The 18,893-nt window shown below is 61.8% G+C and carries 14 protein-coding genes and 2 tRNA genes; 10 read left to right on the top strand and 6 right to left on the bottom strand.

Annotated elements, in window-relative coordinates; translation table 11 throughout:
• The first annotated feature begins 34 nt into the window (after nucleotides 1-34).
• From ACNPM8_RS09730 to ACNPM8_RS09740, 3 genes are all read left to right on the top strand, one after another.
• Nucleotides 35-562: a SixA phosphatase family protein gene (locus tag ACNPM8_RS09730; RefSeq protein WP_105658818.1), complete on the top strand. Its 528-nt coding sequence runs from the start codon at nucleotides 35-37 to the stop codon at nucleotides 560-562.
• Between the two features lie 227 nt (nucleotides 563-789).
• Nucleotides 790-1,917, top strand: coding sequence for a DUF1611 domain-containing protein (locus tag ACNPM8_RS09735; protein ID WP_448939757.1), 1,128 nt, complete (start codon nucleotides 790-792; stop codon nucleotides 1,915-1,917).
• An 8-nt stretch (nucleotides 1,918-1,925) separates the two neighbouring features.
• Entirely contained in the window at nucleotides 1,926-3,539 is a 1,614-nt protein-coding gene (locus ACNPM8_RS09740; protein ID WP_448939758.1) for an ABC transporter transmembrane domain-containing protein, read from the top strand.
• Here ACNPM8_RS09740 and ACNPM8_RS09745 read toward each other — a convergent pair.
• From ACNPM8_RS09745 to ACNPM8_RS09755, 3 genes are read right to left on the bottom strand one after another with little or no spacing between them, the layout of a single operon-like run.
• A complete protein-coding gene (locus ACNPM8_RS09745; protein ID WP_448939759.1) occupies nucleotides 3,536-4,147 on the bottom strand; it encodes a TetR/AcrR family transcriptional regulator in 612 nt (203 codons plus the stop codon). The two genes, ACNPM8_RS09740 and ACNPM8_RS09745, sit on opposite strands and share 4 nt — an antisense overlap.
• The gene (locus ACNPM8_RS09750; protein ID WP_448939760.1) at nucleotides 4,144-6,474 is read right to left on the bottom strand and encodes a YhgE/Pip family protein; all 2,331 of its coding nucleotides are present in this window, start codon (nucleotides 6,472-6,474) and stop codon (nucleotides 4,144-4,146) included. The genes ACNPM8_RS09745 and ACNPM8_RS09750 overlap by 4 nt, the downstream gene beginning before the upstream one ends.
• 3 nt (nucleotides 6,475-6,477) lie before the next feature.
• On the bottom strand, nucleotides 6,478-7,260 hold the full coding sequence (locus ACNPM8_RS09755) for an ABC transporter ATP-binding protein (RefSeq protein ID WP_448939761.1): 783 nt from the start codon (nucleotides 7,258-7,260) through the stop codon (nucleotides 6,478-6,480).
• A gap of 221 nt (nucleotides 7,261-7,481) precedes the next feature.
• Between ACNPM8_RS09755 and ACNPM8_RS09760 the strand changes: the two genes are divergently transcribed.
• The 6 genes from ACNPM8_RS09760 to ACNPM8_RS09785 all read left to right on the top strand — a co-directional run bounded on the left by ACNPM8_RS09760 (nucleotide 7,482) and on the right by ACNPM8_RS09785 (nucleotide 15,727).
• Nucleotides 7,482-9,398 carry an ExeM/NucH family extracellular endonuclease gene (locus ACNPM8_RS09760; protein ID WP_448939762.1) on the top strand — a complete coding sequence of 639 codons (1,917 nt, stop codon included), beginning with the start codon at nucleotides 7,482-7,484 and terminating at the stop codon, nucleotides 9,396-9,398.
• Between the two features lie 328 nt (nucleotides 9,399-9,726).
• Nucleotides 9,727-11,055: an ABC transporter substrate-binding protein gene (locus ACNPM8_RS09765; protein ID WP_388024335.1), complete on the top strand. Its 1,329-nt coding sequence runs from the start codon at nucleotides 9,727-9,729 to the stop codon at nucleotides 11,053-11,055.
• A gap of 96 nt (nucleotides 11,056-11,151) precedes the next feature.
• Nucleotides 11,152-12,315, top strand: coding sequence for a carbohydrate ABC transporter permease (locus ACNPM8_RS09770; RefSeq protein ID WP_448939763.1), 1,164 nt, complete (start codon nucleotides 11,152-11,154; stop codon nucleotides 12,313-12,315).
• The gene (locus ACNPM8_RS09775; RefSeq protein WP_448939764.1) at nucleotides 12,308-13,195 is read left to right on the top strand and encodes a carbohydrate ABC transporter permease; all 888 of its coding nucleotides are present in this window, start codon (nucleotides 12,308-12,310) and stop codon (nucleotides 13,193-13,195) included. Before ACNPM8_RS09770 ends, ACNPM8_RS09775 begins: the two co-directional genes overlap by 8 nt.
• The gene (locus tag ACNPM8_RS09780) at nucleotides 13,195-14,613 is read left to right on the top strand and encodes a GH1 family beta-glucosidase (RefSeq protein WP_448939765.1); all 1,419 of its coding nucleotides are present in this window, start codon (nucleotides 13,195-13,197) and stop codon (nucleotides 14,611-14,613) included. The genes ACNPM8_RS09775 and ACNPM8_RS09780 overlap by 1 nt, the downstream gene beginning before the upstream one ends.
• 100 nt (nucleotides 14,614-14,713) lie before the next feature.
• Nucleotides 14,714-15,727, top strand: a complete 1,014-nt coding sequence (locus ACNPM8_RS09785; protein ID WP_286134377.1) for a LacI family DNA-binding transcriptional regulator — start codon at nucleotides 14,714-14,716, stop codon at nucleotides 15,725-15,727.
• Nucleotides 15,728-15,804: 77 nt separating this feature from the next.
• On the opposite strand, the gene ACNPM8_RS09790 is transcribed toward ACNPM8_RS09785, so the two are convergent.
• The 3 genes from ACNPM8_RS09790 to ACNPM8_RS09800 form a co-directional block, all read right to left on the bottom strand.
• Nucleotides 15,805-15,881, bottom strand: a tRNA-Arg gene (locus tag ACNPM8_RS09790).
• 101 nt (nucleotides 15,882-15,982) lie between these two features.
• Nucleotides 15,983-16,558, bottom strand: a complete 576-nt coding sequence (locus tag ACNPM8_RS09795; protein ID WP_448939766.1) for a GNAT family N-acetyltransferase — start codon at nucleotides 16,556-16,558, stop codon at nucleotides 15,983-15,985.
• 59 nt (nucleotides 16,559-16,617) lie between these two features.
• Nucleotides 16,618-16,694: transfer RNA gene (locus ACNPM8_RS09800), tRNA-Arg, on the bottom strand.
• 317 nt (nucleotides 16,695-17,011) lie between these two features.
• Between ACNPM8_RS09800 and ACNPM8_RS09805 the strand changes: the two genes are divergently transcribed.
• The gene (locus ACNPM8_RS09805; protein WP_388024327.1) at nucleotides 17,012-18,844 is read left to right on the top strand and encodes a phosphoenolpyruvate carboxykinase (GTP); all 1,833 of its coding nucleotides are present in this window, start codon (nucleotides 17,012-17,014) and stop codon (nucleotides 18,842-18,844) included.
• Nucleotides 18,845-18,893 lie beyond the last annotated feature (49 nt).

The following is an 18,893-nucleotide window of genomic DNA, read 5'->3' on the forward strand; positions in this document are numbered from 1 at the left end:
GGTTTGCCCGCCACTGCTGTCTTAAGCTGGAACAATGAACACCATGCATTCCCGCAAGCTCATGCTGATGCGCCACGCCAAAGCCGACTACCCGCTGGGCGTCGCGGATCACGACCGGCCGCTGGCGGCCCGCGGGCACCGCGAAGCTCCAGCCGCCGGAGCCTGGCTTGTGGAGAATGGCCTGATACCGGACTACATCATCTGCTCCGACGCGCTGCGTGCGCGCTCCACCTGCGCCTGGGTGCTTTCCGAACTCGGCGAGAAGGGCCCGACCCCCTATGTCGATTCGCGCATCTTCACCGCGGGAGTCTCGCAGCTGTGCTCCATCATCAATGAAGTTCCCGATACGGTCAGCAACCTGCTGGTGATTGGGCACCAGCCGGTGCTCCAGGAATTGGCGCTGCGCTTGGCGGCAATGGACTCGGATGAAGAAGCCGTTTACGAGCTGGCGATGAACTATCCGACCCTGGGAACCACGGTGCTGGAAACCAAGCATCCGTACTCGCACCTGGATGCCCGTGATGCGCGCGTCACGCATTTCACCGCACCGCGGCCCGCATGAGAGAAGTCTCATCAAGTTTTTTCTAATGCACTAGTCAGCCTGTAAATAAGCGGTGATCTGCCTTTATGAGAAGCAGATGATAGGCCTCTCATCGAATACACCTTGCCGCCTCATGAACCGTTCACTTTCAGTTAACCATTGCTCGTTTCACTGGGAATCGTTGGCAGCACGGCCAGCACCGGCAAACCGCAACGGCGGGCCGGAAACACTGAAAGAGGAACAGGCAGATGGCCATCATCGCAGAATCACTTCCAACGCAGACCCCCGCAGCGCGCAATGAAGTGCAGCAGCAGATCGATGCACAGCGCGCCCGCACCATCCGCGCTGCCTACACCACCCGCTTCGTTGCAGCCGAGCTGCAGCGCAATCCGCAGGATTTCGAGATCGTGCGCCGCGCAAACATGGTGCCGCGTGCCGGCGACGTCGTCATTGCGGCTGTGACCGAGCTAGGCAAGCACACGCGCCTGCAGTCCCCGGTTTCCCGCCGCCAGCTGATGTTCGTCGGACAGGAAATCATGGTCGCCTACGGCCACCGCTACGCACCAGACCAGTTCCTGGCCCATGTGCCGGATAACCTGGGTCCATGCCAGCTGGTTGCAGGCGGCGGTGTCGCCAGCGAAGTCATCGAACAGCACGCCTCGATCGATATGGCGACACAGCTGCAGCCCGCAGGCCTGCTGATGCGCCACGGCAAGGTCGTGAACCTGGTGGACTTCGCTCCACTGGGCATCGAGAACGCATCGCCGCGCGCAGCGCAGGTTGCCGCGCCGCGTCCGCCGGTGATCGCAGTGCTGGGCACCTCGATGAACTCCGGCAAGTCCACCACCCTGGGATGCCTGGTCAACGGACTGGTCAACTTCGGCATGGAAGTTGCCGCAGGCAAGGCCACCGGCACGGGTGCCGGCAATGATCCGAACCTGTTCACCGATGCCGGCGCCTTCAGCGTCTGCGACTTCACCGACTTCGGCTTCCCAACCACCTACCGCTTGGACTACGAAACCGTGCGCGACCTGCTGGTGGCGATGATCCGCGAGCAAAGCGCCACCGGCGCAGACGCAGTGGTCATCGAGATCGCCGACGGGCTGTTCCAGGGCGAAACTTCCCGCTTGCTGCGCGACCCGATTTTCGCCGAGCATGTAGACCGCGTGCTGTTCAGCGCCCAGGACGCCTTGGGCGCCCAGGCCGGAGAGCGAATCCTGCGCGAAGCAGGCCTGGATGTTGCCGCGGTTTCCGGGGTGCTCACGGCCTCCCCGCTGGCCGCGATGGAAGCCCAGGCGCAGCTGTCCACCCCGGTCGTCGGGACCTTCGACCTGTGCCAGGCAGAGGTTGCCGCCGCCCTGCTGCCAACCCGCTAGGAGCCAAGATGCTGGACCAGAAGATCGCCGTTGAGCAACCGGCGCAGCCTGGGCGCCTGCCGGCGCTGGTAGCGCCGGGGCGGCGGATGCTGCTGGCCGGATTGCTCAGCCTGGGCATTCTCGCCGGCTTGCTCTCGATTGCCATCGGCTGGCTGATCGGACAGCTTTCGGCCCGCATCAGCTGGGCAGCTCTTGGCGCGGTCCTGGGCTTGGTGGGATGCTTCTTCCTGGCCAAGTACGCTGAACGGGTGCTGGCCGAGAAGCTCGGCCAGCATTATGTGGCCCAGCTGCGCCGCGGGCTGGTCACGCACGCTTTGCGCAGTGCACGCGGTCCGTCCATGGGCATCACCATCGCCCGTTCCACCAACGACCTGTCCTCGATCCGCAACTGGATTGTGCAGGGCATGGTCCCGCTGGTCGCCGGTTTGCCATTGCTGATTGTCAGCGGTGCGGGCCTGTGGTTCCTGCATCCGCTCCTGGCCCTGAGCTTGGCCGCGACCCTGGTGCTCGAGGGCGTCCTGCTGGCGGCCTTGGCCGGGGGTACTTTCCTGAGCGCCAGGACCTTGCGCCGGCACCGTGGAAGCCTGGCCTCGCGCATTGCCGATACCGTCGCGGCGCGGACAGCTATTGCGGCCGGCGGCGGCGTGGAACGTGAAGTGCAAAGGGTGCAGGACTCCTCGCAGAAGGTGATCGATGCTTCGGTGCATCGCGCCCGTTTCGCCGCCGCCCTGCGTGGCGGGGCGCTGGCCATTCCGCTGCTGGGTACCGCGCTGGTTGTGGCAGCGGCCTCGATGGCGCAGCTTCCGCCAGCCGCCGTGGCGACCGCCCTGACGCTGATGGGAATTTGCGCAGGAACCCTGGGCGAGTGGGGCCGCGTGGTGGAGTACCGGCAGAATTACAAGGCGGGCCGGCGAATCATCGCGCCGCTGCTGGCCGAGCAGGAACGCTGGCGGGCCCGCGAAGAATCTTCGGCAAGCACCCGCGATGCCAAGGAGCTGATGCTCCAGCCTTCCTCGGTGCGCATCCAGGTGCCCGCAGGGATGGCCGACCAGTTTTCCACCCTGCGGGCACAGCCCGGGGAGCGAATTGCGCTGCGTGGAAGCCAGGGCCAATGCGCGGCGCTGCTTTCGGCCATTGCGACCGGCGCCCTGGTGCACGGCGCCGACCCGCAGGCCGGGGTCTGGATCGCCGAGGGGCGCAGCGAGGATCTGCCTGCTGCCGGCCGACGCAAGCTCGTGGGCTCCGCATTGGAATCCATGGTTCCCGAGCGCGGAAGTGTCGCCCGTGCGCTGCGGTATCGCCATCCGGGCGCTTCGCTGCGCAAGGCCGTGGCGCTGGCTGAAACCTGCGGTTTGAAGATGGCCGATTTGCCCGGTGGGGCGGAAGCCCGCTTGCGCCGGGGCGGCGAACCGCTTAGTTCCGGGCAGCAAGCATCGTTGCTGGTGGCACGGGCACTATTGCGCGAACCGCCTTTGCTGGTGGTCGATTCGCTACTGACCCGCTTGCCCGTTGGAGCCTACGGCGACGTGGCCGAACTGCTCAATGGCTATCCCGGGGTGCTGCTCTTCAGCGCCGGACTGCCTGGCATCAGGGAAACCGCCAGCTGGGAAGCGCAGGCCTAGGAGCCGGCTGCCGGACGGGTAGCGCGAAGCCCATCCACGGTGAGCAGCACGGCGCGCACCGTTTGCCCGCGATCCAGGCCGGACTGCCCCGAGGCGCGCATCCGGGCGGTAAACAAGGCGGCACCGAAAATGCTGGTGGCTACCGAGAGCTTCTGGTCAGGCTCGAGTACGACCAGGCGTTCGAGCACCTCGATGATCAGCCCGGTCACCTGCGTGTGCAGCGGGGTGCTGGCGAACGCATTGGCGGTGTCCGCGCTCAGCTGCTCCTGCATCCACAGATGGGCAAAGGAGGGGTAGCTGGCGACGAAGTCCATGGAGAATTCCAGCATCTGCCTCAGCGCAAGGTAGGGGTCTTCCCCGGAGGCCGCACGTGCTAGTTCGCCCATGAGCTTGTGCGCGCCGTAGCTGAGGATCTGGCTGACCAGCTCGTCTTTGGAACCGAAATTGTAGTAGACCGTGCCCTTGGAAACGCCGGCCGCGGCCGCGATCTCGTCCACCGAGACGGACTCGGGGGAGCGCGAACCGAGCAGCTGCATGGCCGCTTCGAAGAGCTTCTCCTTCGAATCCGTGGCCCGCACACGGCGGCGTTGGCCCGTTGGCGTTGTCATTCTTTCAGCTCCGGTTGCAGTGTTTTCAAGCTCCAGGTCTTGTTCTTGCGTACCGCAAGCATACTCAAGACTAGTCCAATGGCGGTGTAGAGCAGCAACGAACCGGCAACCGATGGCAGCACTGCCAGATCCGCGCCGTACATCAGGTGGCGCATGCCGATCACCACATTGCTCATTGGCAGGATCCGGTGCAGCAGGTGCAGCGAATCAGGCAAGGTCTCCCAGGGGAAGGTGCCGCCGGAGGTGACCAGCTGCAGGACCATCAGTACCAGCACCACGAACTTTCCCGCGGTGCCCAGCAGCGCGAAGCACCCCTGGATCAGCGCACTGAAGCATAGGGCAGAACCGGCCAGCAAAGCCCAGATCAGCCATGGGTGGGCGGCATGCAGTCCCAGCCCGAAACGCACCACCGCGTAGAGCAGGCTGGTTTGCAGCACTGCGATGGCGGCGAACGGCAACCAGCCGCCGATGGAAATTTTCCAGTTGCTGCCGTTGGACGCCAGCGCGCGCTTGGTCATCGGCCGCATTACCTGGGTCAGGATCAGCACGCCGATAAAGGTCGCCAGGGTCATGAAGAAGGGGGCAAGTCCCTCGCCATAAGCCTGTGCCTCGGCCTGCTTGCTATTCGAGACGGCTACCGGATTGCCCATGACATCGGCCAGTTGCCCGCTGGTGGACTTGTCGGGATTCGGAACCTCCCCGGTGCCGTCCTTCAGCCCGGTGGCTAATTCATCTGAACCTTCTTGCAGGTCATGGGTCCCGTCCGAGAGTTCGCCGACACCATCGGAGAGCTGCAACAGTCCGTCGTGCAGGGATCCGGTGCCGGCGAGCAGAGTGCCGGCGCCGTGATCCAGCTGACTTGCGCCGTCTGCCGCGTCGGTGGCGCCATTCAGTGCGGCCTGCTGGCCCTCGGCCAGGGTCTTTGCCCCGGTGTTGGCTTCGGCGGCACCGGAGGCGAGCTTCGCCGAGCCTTGGGCTGCCGAGTCGATGCCCTTCGCAAGTGCAGGCATGGCGTTATCCAGCGCCTTGGTGCCATCAGCAAGGGTGCCCAAGCCGGTGGCCAGTTGCTGGTTTCCTTCGGCTACTTGCGCCGATCCGTCGGCGAGGGTGTGAAGCTGCGTTTGCAGGGTAGATAATTCGGAATTGACCTGGGTAACTTTGGCATCCAGGGCATTGCTGAGCGTGGAATTCTCCACGCTTTGGCTGACCGTGCCCTGGATGGAATCGGCCTGCTCCTGGGTGAGCGCGCCACTGCTGACCAAGTGGTCCAGGCGCTGCTGCGTATCTTCCTTGACGCTATCCAGTTGCGTTTTGGTGTTGGCCTGCAGCTGGTCGATTACCGCGATGGCGTCATCTGCCGTGCTGGCCAATTGCTGATTGCCGTCTGCGACCTGCTGCGAACCGGCAGCAAGCTGATCCGCGGCCTCTTTGGCGCTGGCGGCACCCTTGTCCAGCTTCGAGACGGAACCGGGCAGCGCTTTGGTCTGCGTCTTCAAGGTGTGCAGACCGTCGCTCAGCTCTTTGCTGCCGTCGGCCAGCTGCGCGGTGCCTTCGGCCAGTTCGGCGCTGCCGTCGCGCAGCCGGGTTTGGCCGTCGACCAGTTGGCCCAACCCTCCCGACAGGTCGGCGGTGCCATTCTTCAGGGTCTTGGTGCCCGAGTTCAGCTCGGTGCTGCCATCGACGAGCTTGGTGGTGCCATCGGCCAAGGTGACCACGCCATCGCCCAGTCGCAGGGTGCCATCGTAGAGCTTCCCGGCGCCGTCTGCGGCTTCGCCCATCGAATCGTGGATGTCCACGAATCCGGCGATCATCGCCGAAGCCGTTTCGGTTCCCACTTCCTGGGCGACCGAGGTGCGCACCGTGGTAGCCAGCGTTTTGGCGAAGTTGGACACCATGAAGTTATTGGCATCGTTGGTCAGCAGCTCGATATTGGCCTGTTCGGCATCATCGAAATCGCCCGGCGAGACCAGGGCCGAGGAAAAGTCCTCGGGCAGGATCAGCGCAAAGGCGTACTGGCCGGTGGCCACGGCCTGCTCGGCTTCCGCCTTGGAATCCACGTGCGCCCAGCTGAAGGTGCCGTCGTCTTCCAATTCCTCGACGACGTCGTCGCCGACTCGGGTTTCCTCGCCGTCCTGTTCGGCGCCTTCATCCAGATTGACCACGGCGGCCGTGACCTTGTCGAGGTTTCCCTGGGGGTCCCAATTGGCGTAGAGGTAGAGTGCGCCATAGAGCAGCGGAACGCAGGTGACCGCGATGAGCGCCAGTTTGGGCAAGGTGCCGCGGCTCATCCGCTTGAGCTCGGAGAGGGCAAGTCGCAAAGTTGTCATGGGCTATTCCTTTGCTTCGCACTGAACGGCGTCAGCAAGTTCGTCGGCTGGGAGGAAGAAATCGTGGTTGTCCGCGATGCCCTCGGTCATGGCCAGGTGATCCAGGCCCAGATCGAGTTCGCCTTGGATGAACCCGGTGGATGGATCGGGCAGCGGGAGTACTGCGGGTTCCGGGGCGGCAGCCTGCCCAGTTTGCTGCTGCCAGCACTGGGGCAGCCGGCTGACGATAGCCAGGACCGCGAATTCCCGATGCGAGGAAGCGAAGTTCTCCAGGGTCTCGAGCCAATGCTCGTCTTCCAGATCGTGCCGGTCCGGTGAATCGACGATGAGCAATTCCAGACGGGGATTTTCGGCAGCCAGCAGGAGCTGGAGCTCGAAGAGGCGGCCTGGATCGATGGCATCGCTCCAGCAGCTGGCGATATCGTCGAATCCATGCTGCGCCATCCACTTCCTGGCGCCGGGCTTGCGCCAGCTTGGTCCCGGGATCAGTCCCAGATCTTCTGCGACAAGATCGCAAACCTTCAAGTGGGATTCGGGTTCATTGATCCCCGGCGAATCGACCAGAGCGCTGTGCTTGCGCAGGGTTCGCAGCTTCGGATCCGCGTTCCACACCACCGTTCCGGAGCTGGGTGCCATGCGTCCGCTCAGTACAAGGGCCAGCGCGGTCCGGGAAATCTGCGGCTCGGATACCAGCAGCTGCAGTTCACCTCTTTGCAGTTGCACGGAGGTGGGCCCCACGAGCTGGTCGTGGCGCCCCTTGACGGTAATGGAATCTGCGGTTAGCACAGTTAAAGACTAATTGAACTGACCGGTCAGTTCAATTAGTGAAAAGATTCCTTTAATCACTACTGGACGTAAAGCGTTTGATGACCTTTGATGGTTGTTGGGTACGTCACGAAAAAGCGGGGCAGAGTTCAGGTGCAGTTAATCGGGCTTTGCTTACCTTGGAACCAGGCCCATGCACGCGGCAGGGCCGCCGCTGCTTGAATATCTACCTAGGGAAAAACATGATCAATAGACGTCCCACTCGCATCGCTGCCGCGGTGCTGGGAACCGCGCTTGCGGTTTCGAGCTTCTCGGCGGCACACGCCGATACTGCCGAAATCACCCCCATCGAGCAGATCCAGGGGACCGGCGACAGCTCGCCCATGGCTGGCCAGGACGCAACTGTGCGCGGTGTTGTCACCGGAGCCTATGCCGACGGCGGATTCCGCGGCTTCTATCTGCAGAGCGCTGGCAGCGGCGTAGATGCCTCGGGCCAGGCGAGCTCGGCGATCTTCGTGTACGCGCCGGACGAGGTTTCCTCGGTGAGCGTCGGTGACCATGTCCAGGTTTCTGGCGAAGTGTCCGAATACTATGGCTTGACCCAGCTCAAGGCCGGCAGCGTCGAGGTGCTCGATGAGCCGGCGCAGGGCGTCAAGCCGCTGGCGATTTCGCTGCCGAGCAGCGATGCAGAGCGCGAGCGCTTTGAATCCATGCTGATCGAACCGCAGGGCGAGTTCACCGTCTCGGATAACTACTCGCTGAACCAGTACGGCGAGCTGAGCCTGGCCATGGGCACCAGCGAGATCCTGCCCGGCGAACGGCTGCTGCGCCAGCCAACCGATGTCTTCAAGCCGGGCAGTGCCCAGGCCAAGGCTCTCGCGGCGGAAAACGAGCAGCGCTCGATCGTGGTCGATGACGGGGCCACGCTGAACTTCTCCACCAGTAAGAACAAGCAGATCGCCCTGCCGTACATCGACGCGCAGCAGCGCGTCACCGTGGGCGCTGACGCATCCTTCATCGCACCGGTCATCTTGGACTACCGCTACGATATGTGGCGTTTGCAGCCGCAGGGCCAGGTGGGCGGCGCCGATGATGCCGATATCGCCGTGAACTTCGAGCAGGTCGACAACGACGCTCCGCAAGAGGTGGGCGGCAATGTCAGCGTTGGCAGCTTCAACGTGCTGAACTACTTCACCACTACCGGCGACATGCTCGATGGGTGCTCGTACTACACCGACCGCGAGGGCAATCCGATCAATGTCCGCGGTGGTTGCGATGCGCGCGGCGCGGCGACCGCTGAAAGCTTTGAGCGCCAGCAGTCCAAGATCGTTGCCGCACTGGGCAAGTTCACCGCAGACGTGGTGGTCCTGGAAGAAATCGAGAACTCGGCACGCTTCGGACAGAACCGCGATGCCGCCCTGGCTCACTTGGTCAACGAGTTGAACCAGGAAGCTGGCCAGAAGGTTTGGAGCTATGTCCCGACCCCGTCCGTTGTGCCCGCTGACGAAGATGTTATCCGCACCGCGATCATCTACCGCGACAAGGCCGTGAAGCCCATCGACGAGTCGGTCATCCTCGACGATCCAGCATTCGTGAACGCCCGGGATCCATTGGCCCAGGCTTTCCAGCGTGTTGGCGGAAACCAGAACACCCGCTTCCTGGTCGTTGCCAACCACTTCAAGTCCAAGGGCTCGGATCCTGCTGATGGATCGGGCAATGCCGACAGCGGCGATGGTCAAGGCGCTTGGAACGAAGCCCGTGTCGGCCAAGCGGAAGCGCTGGTTGGCTTCGCGGACGAGCTGAAGAAATCGCGCAATACCGACCAGGTGCTGCTGGCGGGGGACTTCAACTCCTATTCGGCTGAAGATCCGATGCAGGTTCTGGTTGAAGCCGGGTACGTGGACCTGGGCGCCGCAGCCGATTCCCAGAGCTACCTCTACGACGGCTTGGTGGGCTCGCTGGACCACATCTTCGCTTCGGAGAAGCTGGCGGGCAAGGTGACTGGAGAAGACATCTGGAACATCAACGCCCTTGAATCCGTGGGCTACGAATACAGCCGCTACAACAACAACATCACTAACCTGTTCGCGGCTGACCAGTACCGTTCCTCGGATCATGACCCGGTGCTCGTCGGACTGCAGCTGGATAAGAAAAACTGACTTTTCCCGCCTGCGCGGGGGCCGGGCGCTCTTCTTCCCTGAAGAGCGCCTGGCCACCTTCTTTTAACCCGCTTTGGGGAACCCAAAGGGGTGCTGGCTGCGGGGCGGAGAATTCTTTGGGGGAAAAGGCTTGACAGAAAACTTCCATCGTGGAGAATTGTTGGAGAAGATTTGTGAGAGCGCTCACAAAATGTTTGGCAGAGTCGCTTTCATCGTTTCAGGCATCCAGGAAATCGCAGGAATTTTCTTTTTTGCCGTATTTTGAGAGCGCTCTCAAACTTGTTGGCGCTCGCCCGCTCGCACGATTCATATCCGAAATGGAGTCACCGTGAAACCCTCACGCAAATCCCCACTGGCACTGGCCACGGCCGTTGCCGGAAGCATCGCCCTGGTAGCAACCGGCTGCGCAGCCGACGCAAGCAAGGATGCCCAGCCGGCCTCGGCTGATAACCCGGTCACGCTGACCGTGACGACCTTCGGCACCCAGGGACTGGACCCGCTGTACGAGAAGTACCAGAAGGAAAACCCTGGAATCACCATCGAAGCCACCAACATCGACACCGGTGGCAACGCGTTGACCGACTGGAAGACCAAGCAGGCTGCGGGTGCCGGCCTGCCAGATGTCCAAGCAGTGGAAGAAGGCTGGCTGGGCCAGGTGATGTCGGTTGCAGATTCCTTCACCGATCTGCGCGAGTTCGGTGCCAATGAGGTAGCGGGGGATTGGGTTGACTGGAAGGTCAAGCAGGCCACCGACCCAGAAGGCCGCGTCATTGGCTACGGTACGGACATTGGGCCGATGGGCATCTGCTTCAATGCCAAGCTGTTCAAGGACGCTGGCATGCCCAGCGAGCGCGAAGAAGTTGCCGAGTTGCTCGGTGGCGACGACGCAACCTGGGAAGACTTCTTCAAGGCAGGCAACGAGTATGTGAAGAAGACCGACAAGGCCTTCTACGACCAGTCCGGTTTCGTCTGGAATTCCATGGTCAATCAGCTCGACGAGGGCTACTACAAGGCTGACGGATCACTGAATATCGAGGGCAACGCCGAACTGCGCGAGCGCTGGGACCTGCTCTCCGATGCTGCGTCCAAGGGGCTGTCGGCCAACCAGACCCAGTGGGACTGGGGCAAGGGCCAGGCCTTCGTTGACGGTTCCTTCGCCGTCATGCCTTGCCCGGGCTGGATGCTTGGCACGGTCAAGGGCCAGGTTGAGGGTGCCGGCGGAGACTCCAGCGCAGGCTGGGACTTCGCAGATGTCTTCCCGGGCGGCGCGGCCAACTGGGGCGGCTCGTTCCTGACCGTGCCGACCACCTCCGAGCACCCGGCCGAGGCTGCGAAGCTCGCCCAGTACCTGACCAGCGCATCGTCGCAGGCGACCTCATTCGAGGAAGCCGGCACGTTCCCTTCGAACCTGGAAGCGCAGAAGTCCGAGGCAGTGACCGGCGCGAATGAGATGAGCGAATTCTTCAATAACGCACCGGTGGGCGAAATCCTGGGCAACCGCGCCAACGGCGTCCAGGCCCAGTACAAGGGCCCGCAGGATTCGGTGATCCAGGAGCAAGTCTTCGGCCCGGCTATCAAGGCGATCGATGCTGGCAGCGACAGCGAGACCGCCTGGAACAAGGCCCTCTCGACCCTGCAGGAACTGGAAATCAAGTAATCCCGTAGCCCGCTTCGAATCCAGGCAAGGGCCGCGGCACGCAACGAGGTTGCGGCCCATGCCTGGACAGCTACTGCAGCAGGAAAGATGCCACTGATGAGCACCACAACACACGATGCCCCGGAACAAGACCGGGACGCCAGCGCGCCCAGTCCGCAGCCCCAGCGTTGGAACAGGGGGAACAATGCTCCGGCCGGGGATACGCCGGCCGAGACCAGGGACGAGCGGAGGACGCGCCGCCGGCACCTTCGCGGGCGGTGGGATTTCAAGTACTCCCCATACCTCTACATCTCGCCATTCTTCATCCTCTTCGGCCTGGTGGGCCTGTTCCCCCTGATCTACACGTTCGTCGTCTCGATCAATGACTGGGATCTGCTCGGCGGAGCAGGAGCCTGGATCGGCCTGGAAAACTACAAAGCCGAACTGACCTCTCCGCTGTTCTGGAATTCCCTGTTCAATACCTTCAGCATCTTCCTGCTTTCGGCCATCCCGCAATTGGTGATCGCGACGTTCATCGCGGCCATGCTGGACCAGAACATCCGCGCCAAGACCTTCTGGCGCATGAGCGTGCTGGTTCCCTACGTGGTCACGCCGGTGGCCGTCACACTGATTTTCTCCTCGGCATTCGACGAGCAGTATGGCGTGCTGAACAACCTGCTGGCCGCCGTGAATATCGACCCGATCGCGTGGAAGACCGAGGTCTTCCCGTCGCATATGGCTATTGCGACCATGGTGAACTGGCGCTGGACCGGCTACAACGCGCTGATCCTGCTGGCAGCCATGCAAGCGGTGCCACGCGAACTGCATGAATCGGCGGCCATCGACGGCGCCGGCGTGATCCGCCGCTTCTTCTCGATTACCTTGCCCAGCATCCGCCCCACGATGATCTTCGTGATCATCACTGCCACCATCGGCGGCCTGCAGATCTTCACCGAACCCAAGCTGTTCAACCCCAGCAGCTCGGTTCCAGGCGGCCCGGACCGCCAGTACCAGACCACGGTGCTCTACCTCTGGGACCTGGCCTTCAATCGCGGGGACTTCGGACGCGCCTCGGCCGTGGCCTGGATCCTCTTCCTGATCATCATCGTGATCGGCGTGATCAATTTCCTGATCTCCGGATCCATCGCTTCCTCGGCCGACAAGAAGGGCGCCGGCAACACTGGCCGAACCCGAGCGGCACGTCGGGCAGCTGCCCGAGCCGAAGCCAAAGCAGCAAAGCCGGCCAACGGAACGCAGAGCGGAAGTGCAGCAAATGAGTAATGCAACAGTGGAACGCCCCGCGCGCCAGGTCCGTGCGCCCCAGCGCCGCGGCAAGAACTTCTCCATGGACCGCCGTCCTGGCTTCCTCACCTACGGAATCCTGCTGGCCTTCCTCATTGGCAGCACCTACCCGCTGTGGTATTCGTTCGTCATCGGTTCCTCCACCGGTGCGGTGTTCGCCTCGGCGTACCCGCCGCTGCTGCCAGGCGGCCAGTTCTGGACCAATGTCGCCGAAGTCCTGGACTCCATCGATTTCTGGGCGGCCCTGGGCAACAGCATCATCGTCTCCTCGGTAATCACCTTCTCGGTGGTTTCCTTCTCCACCCTGGCAGGCTACGCTTTCGCCAAATTGCGCTTCCGCGGACGCCAGAGCCTGCTGGTCTTCGTGATCGCCACCTTGGCCGTGCCCACCCAGCTGGGCATCATCCCGATGTTCATGATGATGAAGCAATTCGGCTGGACCGGCTCGCTGGGAGCCATCATCATCCCGACCCTGGTCACTGCCTTCGGCGTATTCTTCATGCGCCAGTACCTGGTGGAGAACATCCCCGATGAACTGATCGAGGCCGCCCGCGTGGATGGCGCCTCCATGATCGGCACCTTCTGGCATGTCGGGGTTCCAGCGGCTCGCCCGGCGATGGCGATCCTGTCGCTGTTCACCTTCATGACCGCCTGGACCGACTACCTGTGGCCCATGCTGGTGGCACCGCAGAACCCAACCTTGCAGGTGGCGTTGAGCCAACTGCAGTCTGCCCGATACGTTGACTACACCATCGTGATGACCGGGGCCCTGCTGGCCACGATCCCGCTGCTGGTGCTCTTCATACTTGCAGGCAAACAACTTGTATCCGGAATTATGGCAGGAGCTGTAAAGGGCTAATGATGAACCACCTATCCCAAAAATTCGCGTGGCCTAAGGAATTCTTGTGGGGCTCGGCTACGGCAGCAGCCCAGATCGAAGGCGCTGGCCATTCCTACGGCAAGGAAGATTCGGTCTGGGATGCCTTCGCCCGGAAGCAAGGGGCCATCGCAGGAGGTGAGAACCTCGAAGTCGCAGTGGACCACTACCACCGCTACCGCGAAGATGTGCAGCTCATGCGCGAACTGGGCCTGGACTCCTACCGGTTCTCCACCAGCTGGGCTCGCGTGGTCCCCGGTGGCCGCGCCGTGAACCCCGAAGGCCTGGATTTCTACTCCCGGCTGGTCGACGAGCTGCTGGAGAATGGCATCCTGCCGTGGCTGACGCTCTACCACTGGGATCTGCCGCAGGCATTGGAAGAGCGCGGTGGCTGGACCAACCGCGAGACCTCCTACAAATTCCTCGAATACGCGGAGGCTGTGCATGAAAAGCTCGGTGACCGCGTGAAGCACTGGACGACATTCAACGAACCGCTGTGCTCTTCGCTGATTGGCTACGCCGCCGGCGAGCATGCCCCGGGACGCCAAGAACCTCAAGCCGCGCTGGCAGCGGTGCACCACCAGCATCTGGCCCACGGGTTGGCCACCGCCCGACTGCGCGAACTGGGCGCGGAGCATATCGGCATCACGCTGAACCTGACCAACGCGGTCCCGAATAATCCCGGCGATCCGGTGGATCTGGAAGCAGCGCGTCGCGTCGACGCATTGTGGAACCGCATGTACCTGGACCCTGTCCTGCGCGGTTCCTACCCCGACGACCTGCTTGAAGACGTCCGGGGTTTGGGGCTGGCTGAAGTCATTGAAGCAGGAGACCTGGAGATCATCTCGCAGCCAATCGACTTCTTGGGCGTGAACCACTACCACGATGACAACGTTTCAGGCCATCCGCTGCCCGCCGGCCAGCCGCAGCCCGTGGTGCCTACCGATTCGCCGAAGTCTTCGCCATTTGTCGGCAGCGAGTATGTGACCTTCCCGGCACGCGACCTGCCGCGCACGGCCATGGGCTGGGAAGTGAATCCCGAAGGGCTGCGCGTGCTGTTGAACCGGTTGAACCGGGACTACGCTAACCTTCCGTCGCTGTACATCACGGAGAATGGCGCTTCCTACACCGATACGGTGACGGAAGCCGGAACCGTTGAAGATCCCGAACGCGAGGAATACATCCTCAACCACCTTGATGCTGTGGCCCGCGCGATAGCAGACGGCGTGGATGTCCGCGGCTACTTTGTCTGGTCTTTGCTGGACAATTTCGAATGGGCTTGGGGCTACGCGAAGCGCTTTGGCATTATCCACGTCGATTACCAGACCCAGGTGCGAACGATTAAGAATAGTGGCAAGGCCTACGCAGGGTTGATTGCCGCAAACCGTACAATGGCATAACACCTGAGCATGATGGTCCGCAGCCTGCCGATGGTGCTGCGGACCATCATCGTGTTTCACCGACGGACTACTGCAAGGCACCTGGATAAAGATCATGATCATGCACGAAGCGCGGAGCCCGAAACCGACCCTCGAGTTGGTGGCAGAACGCGCAGGTGTCTCACGGGCCACGGTCTCCCGTGTAGTGAATGGCTCGGATCGGGTGAAGCCAGGGGCTCGCAAGGCTGTTGAATTGGCGATCCGCGAATTGAACTACGTGCCTAACCGTGCCGCCCGTTCCCTGGCGCAGGGCCGGACCAATTCCATCGCCTTGGTGGTTCCCGAGAACACCGCGAAGTTCTTCGCAGACCCGTACTTCGCCAAGGTCGTCCAGGGCGCTGCCCAGTACTTGGCCGATACCGAATTCATGCTCACCTTGCTGCTGTCCACCGAAGCGGATCCGGTGAAAACCACCCGTTACCTGCAAGGCAGCAATGTGGATGGCGCGCTGGTGCTTTCGCACCACGCGGATGACCGTTCCTATGCGGATCTCGGAACTGTGTTGCCCATGGTTTATGGCGGACGCACCATGAGCACCGATCAAAAGGACATCTATGTTGTCGATATCGACAACATCGCCGCCGCCAGGCAAGCGACTGAGGTCATCCTTGGCCAGGGACGCACCAAGCTGGCAATTATTGCCGGGCCACAGGACATGGGCGCGGGACTGGACCGTTTGGTGGGATTCAAGCAGGCAGTTGAACGCGCGGGCCTGGAGCCTGCGGCTATTGAGATCGGCGACTTCACCCCGGCTAGCGGACGGCGCATCATGCAGCAGCTGCTGGACGCGGATGTTGCGGTAGACGGCCTGTTTGCCGCCAGTGCCCAGATGGGCTTCGGAGCTTTGCAAGCCCTAGGGGAAGCCGGTGTGAAAGTGCCGGAGGACATTTCGGTAACGTCCGTTGATGATGACTCTTTCGCGCGAAGCTCGACACCGCCGTTGACGACCATTGCGCAGAACCCGGAGCGCCAGGGCGAAATCATGGCGGAACTGTTGATCAAACGCATCAACGGAGAACAGGTACCCGAGTGGAGCATCATGGACACGAAATTGGTGTTGCGCGCTTCGCACTAGTCTGTTGCGGCACCGCTGCCGTCCACCGCCGGGATTTAACAAAAAAATTCCCACTCGATCGAGTGGGAATTTTCAGTTGGTGCGCCCAAAGGGATTCGAACCCCTGACCTTCTGTTCCGTAGACAGACGCTCTATCCAGCTGAGCTATGGGCGCATATTCATTTATTAGCCGTCTTGACGACTTGAATAACTTTACACGAGATTTCCGGGGAGCAAGAACCAAAACAGCAAAAAGTGCCGTGATTCACAAAATAACTAGTCGACTACGGAATCACCGGGATTGGAAGCCGAATGATCGTGCAAGATCGCTTGGTAGAGGTTGTGGTCCTGCCAGCGTCCTTCGATCTCCAGATAGTTCGGCGCCATGCCAATTCGGACGAAGCCGTTCTTTTCAAGAACGCGCTGCGAGCCGTAATTGTGGGGGAGCGTACTGGCTTCCAGCCGGTGCAAGCCCAGATCGTTGAGCGCCACCGTGCGCAAGGTGGCCACGGCTCGGGAAGCCAAGCCCCGCCCGGTGTATTCATGATCGATCCAGTAGCCCAGGCTGGCGCTTTGGAATGCGCCACGGGCCACTCCGCTGATATTAAAGCGTCCGATGAGCGCATCCCGTTCGAAGAGCCCGAAGGGAAAGGCCAATCCGCTTCGGCGAGCTTCTGAGGCGGCTGCGAGGTGTGCCGCTTGCCGCGTCTCGGTGAAGAATTCTGCGGGGCGAGCCGGCTCCCAGGGCTCCAGGTGCTGTCGATTGCGCTGGTAGGACTCAGCGACTTGCTTTGCGTCGGCGACTTCCAGCAGGCGCAGGCTGAGCTGGCCGCCTAGAGCAAGCTGTGTCATCGGGCAATCCTTTGGGGGAAACAAAAAATTCCCACTCGAGCGAGTGGGAATTTTTCAGTTGGTGCGCCCAAAGGGATTCGAACCCCTGACCTTCTGTTCCGTAGACAGACGCTCTATCCAGCTGAGCTATGGGCGCATATTCTTTTGTGTGGCTTGTTCTCACGAACCTCGAATAACTATACAGGTCGATTTCGCGCTGTACAAATCGAGGGGCAAAGCTAGTGGGTCCAGATGAACATAAGGTTATGTGAAGACGCTGAAAGGGTACCGGTCTACGTGACCTTCGTCACATAATCGAGTTAATTCGTTTAGACCAACCCCCGGAATTTCGGGAATTTTTTCCTTCTGGTCCTCCGGGTTTCACTTTCATGAGGTTTCGATCACACGGCGCTGGAGTTGAGCACCTAATAGCCTTGATTTATTGCAAGTTCAGCCCAATGGAGGGAATGGATAATGAGCACGAGCTCGGATCAGAACGTTATCAGCGCAGCACCTACTTCGCACGAGAAGTTGGCATCCTGGGTTGAGGAAGTTGCCGCACTGACGAAGCCGGATCGTGTTTATTGGGTTGATGGGTCAGCTGAAGAAAATGATCGCCTGACTGCCGAGCTGGTTGAAGCCGGCACCTTGGTCAAGCTGACCGATCCGAACTTCCCTAACTCTTACGCTGGTTTCTCGGACCCCAAGGATGTGGCCCGAGTCGAAGAGCGCACCTTCATCTGCTCCGAAAAGGAAGAAGATGCAGGCTTCACCAATAATTGGGAAGACCCAACCAAGATGAAGTCCATGCTCAGCGGCCTGTTCGATGGCTCGATGCGCGGACGCACCATGTACGTCATCCCATTCGTCATGGGCCCGCTGAACGCGGAAGTGCCTGCCTACGGCGTGGAGATCACCGATTCCGCCTACGTCGTTGCCTCGATGCGCATCATGGCCAAGATCGGCAATGAAGTACTGCGCAAGATGGAAGCCGAGGACGCTTTCTTCGTTCCAGCGCTGCACTCGGTAGGTGCACCCCTGGAGCCGGGCCAGGAAGATGTTGCCTGGCCATGCAACGAAGACAAGTGGATCGTGCACTTCCCCGAAGAGCGCGCCATCATGTCCTACGGTTCGGGCTACGGCGGCAACGCGCTGCTGGGCAAGAAGTGCTACTCGCTGCGCATCGCCTCGGCGATGGCCCGCGATGAAGGCTGGCTCGCAGAGCACATGCTCATCCTGAAGCTGACCAGCCCGCAGAACAAGTCGTACCATATTGCCGCGGCATTCCCGTCGGCCTGCGGCAAGACCAACCTGGCGCTGCTGGATCCAACCATTGAAGGCTGGAAGACTGAGACCCTGGGCGATGACATCAACTGGATGCGCATCGGCAAGGACGGCGAGCTGCGCGGCGTTAACCCCGAATACGGCCTGTTCGGCGTGGCGCCAGGCACCGGCTGGTCCACCAACCCGAACGCGATGCGCGCCATCTCCAAGGGCAACAACATCTTCACCAATGTTGCGCTGACCGATGACGGTGGCGTCTGGTGGGAGGGCATGACCGACGAGGCTCCTGCGCACCTGACCGACTGGTTGGGCAACGACTGGACTCCTGAATCCGGTCGTCCGGCAGCGCACCCTAATTCGCGCTTCTGCACCCCGATCGACCAGGTCGACATGCTTTCCGAGGACTACTACTCGCCTAACGGCGTGAAGATCGATGCGATCCTCTTCGGCGGCCGCCGCAAGACCACCATTCCGCTGGTGACCGAAGCCCGCAGCTGGACCAACGGCATCTTCATGGGTTCGACCCTTTCCTCCGAGACCACCGCAGCCGCTGCAGGTGCGACCGGAGTGATTCGCCGTGACCCGATGGCGATGCTGCCATTCATCGGCTACAACGCAGGCGACTACCTGAACCACTGGGACAAGATCTCGAACAAGCTCAACCCAGAGCAGATGCCGAAGATCTTCCTGGTCAACTGGTTCCGCCGCACGGCTGACGGTGGCTTCGCGTGGCCAGGGTTCGGCGACAATTCGCGTGTGCTCAAGTGGGCTGTCGAGCGTATCGAAGGCACCGCGGACGCCCGGGAAACCATCATCGGAAACGTCCCGACCGGCGAGTCCCTGGATTTGGCCGGCCTTGAAGGGTTCACCCCAGCCGACGTCGAAGCGGCAGTAGCTGTCAACAAGGATGAATGGACTACCGAAGTCGAGGCCATCGAAGAGTGGTACGCCAAGTTCGGCGACGCGCTGCCAGCTTCGCTGCGTGCAGAGCTCGACGGCTTGAAGGATCGCCTGAACGCGTAGTTGACTAGGATCTCCAGCAGATCCGCACAGTGAACGCCCCCGTGACTGG

Source organism: Glutamicibacter sp. AGC46, assembly GCF_053543715.1.

What these genes read in the sequence shown, in the direction of transcription:
- ACNPM8_RS09730 (WP_105658818.1), top strand. Translation starts at nt 35, where the DNA reads ATGAACACCATGCATTCCCGCAAGCTCATGCTGATGCGCCACGCCAAA.
- ACNPM8_RS09735 (WP_448939757.1), top strand. Translation starts at nt 790, where the DNA reads ATGGCCATCATCGCAGAATCACTTCCAACGCAGACCCCCGCAGCGCGC.
- ACNPM8_RS09740 (WP_448939758.1), top strand. Translation starts at nt 1,926, where the DNA reads ATGCTGGACCAGAAGATCGCCGTTGAGCAACCGGCGCAGCCTGGGCGC.
- ACNPM8_RS09745 (WP_448939759.1), bottom strand. Translation starts at nt 4,147, where the DNA reads ATGACAACGCCAACGGGCCAACGCCGCCGTGTGCGGGCCACGGATTCG.
- ACNPM8_RS09750 (WP_448939760.1), bottom strand. Translation starts at nt 6,474, where the DNA reads ATGACAACTTTGCGACTTGCCCTCTCCGAGCTCAAGCGGATGAGCCGC.
- ACNPM8_RS09760 (WP_448939762.1), top strand. Translation starts at nt 7,482, where the DNA reads ATGATCAATAGACGTCCCACTCGCATCGCTGCCGCGGTGCTGGGAACC.
- ACNPM8_RS09770 (WP_448939763.1), top strand. Translation starts at nt 11,152, where the DNA reads ATGAGCACCACAACACACGATGCCCCGGAACAAGACCGGGACGCCAGC.
- ACNPM8_RS09775 (WP_448939764.1), top strand. Translation starts at nt 12,308, where the DNA reads ATGAGTAATGCAACAGTGGAACGCCCCGCGCGCCAGGTCCGTGCGCCC.
- ACNPM8_RS09780 (WP_448939765.1), top strand. Translation starts at nt 13,195, where the DNA reads ATGATGAACCACCTATCCCAAAAATTCGCGTGGCCTAAGGAATTCTTG.
- ACNPM8_RS09785 (WP_286134377.1), top strand. Translation starts at nt 14,714, where the DNA reads ATGCACGAAGCGCGGAGCCCGAAACCGACCCTCGAGTTGGTGGCAGAA.
- ACNPM8_RS09795 (WP_448939766.1), bottom strand. Translation starts at nt 16,558, where the DNA reads ATGACACAGCTTGCTCTAGGCGGCCAGCTCAGCCTGCGCCTGCTGGAA.
- ACNPM8_RS09805 (WP_388024327.1), top strand. Translation starts at nt 17,012, where the DNA reads ATGAGCACGAGCTCGGATCAGAACGTTATCAGCGCAGCACCTACTTCG.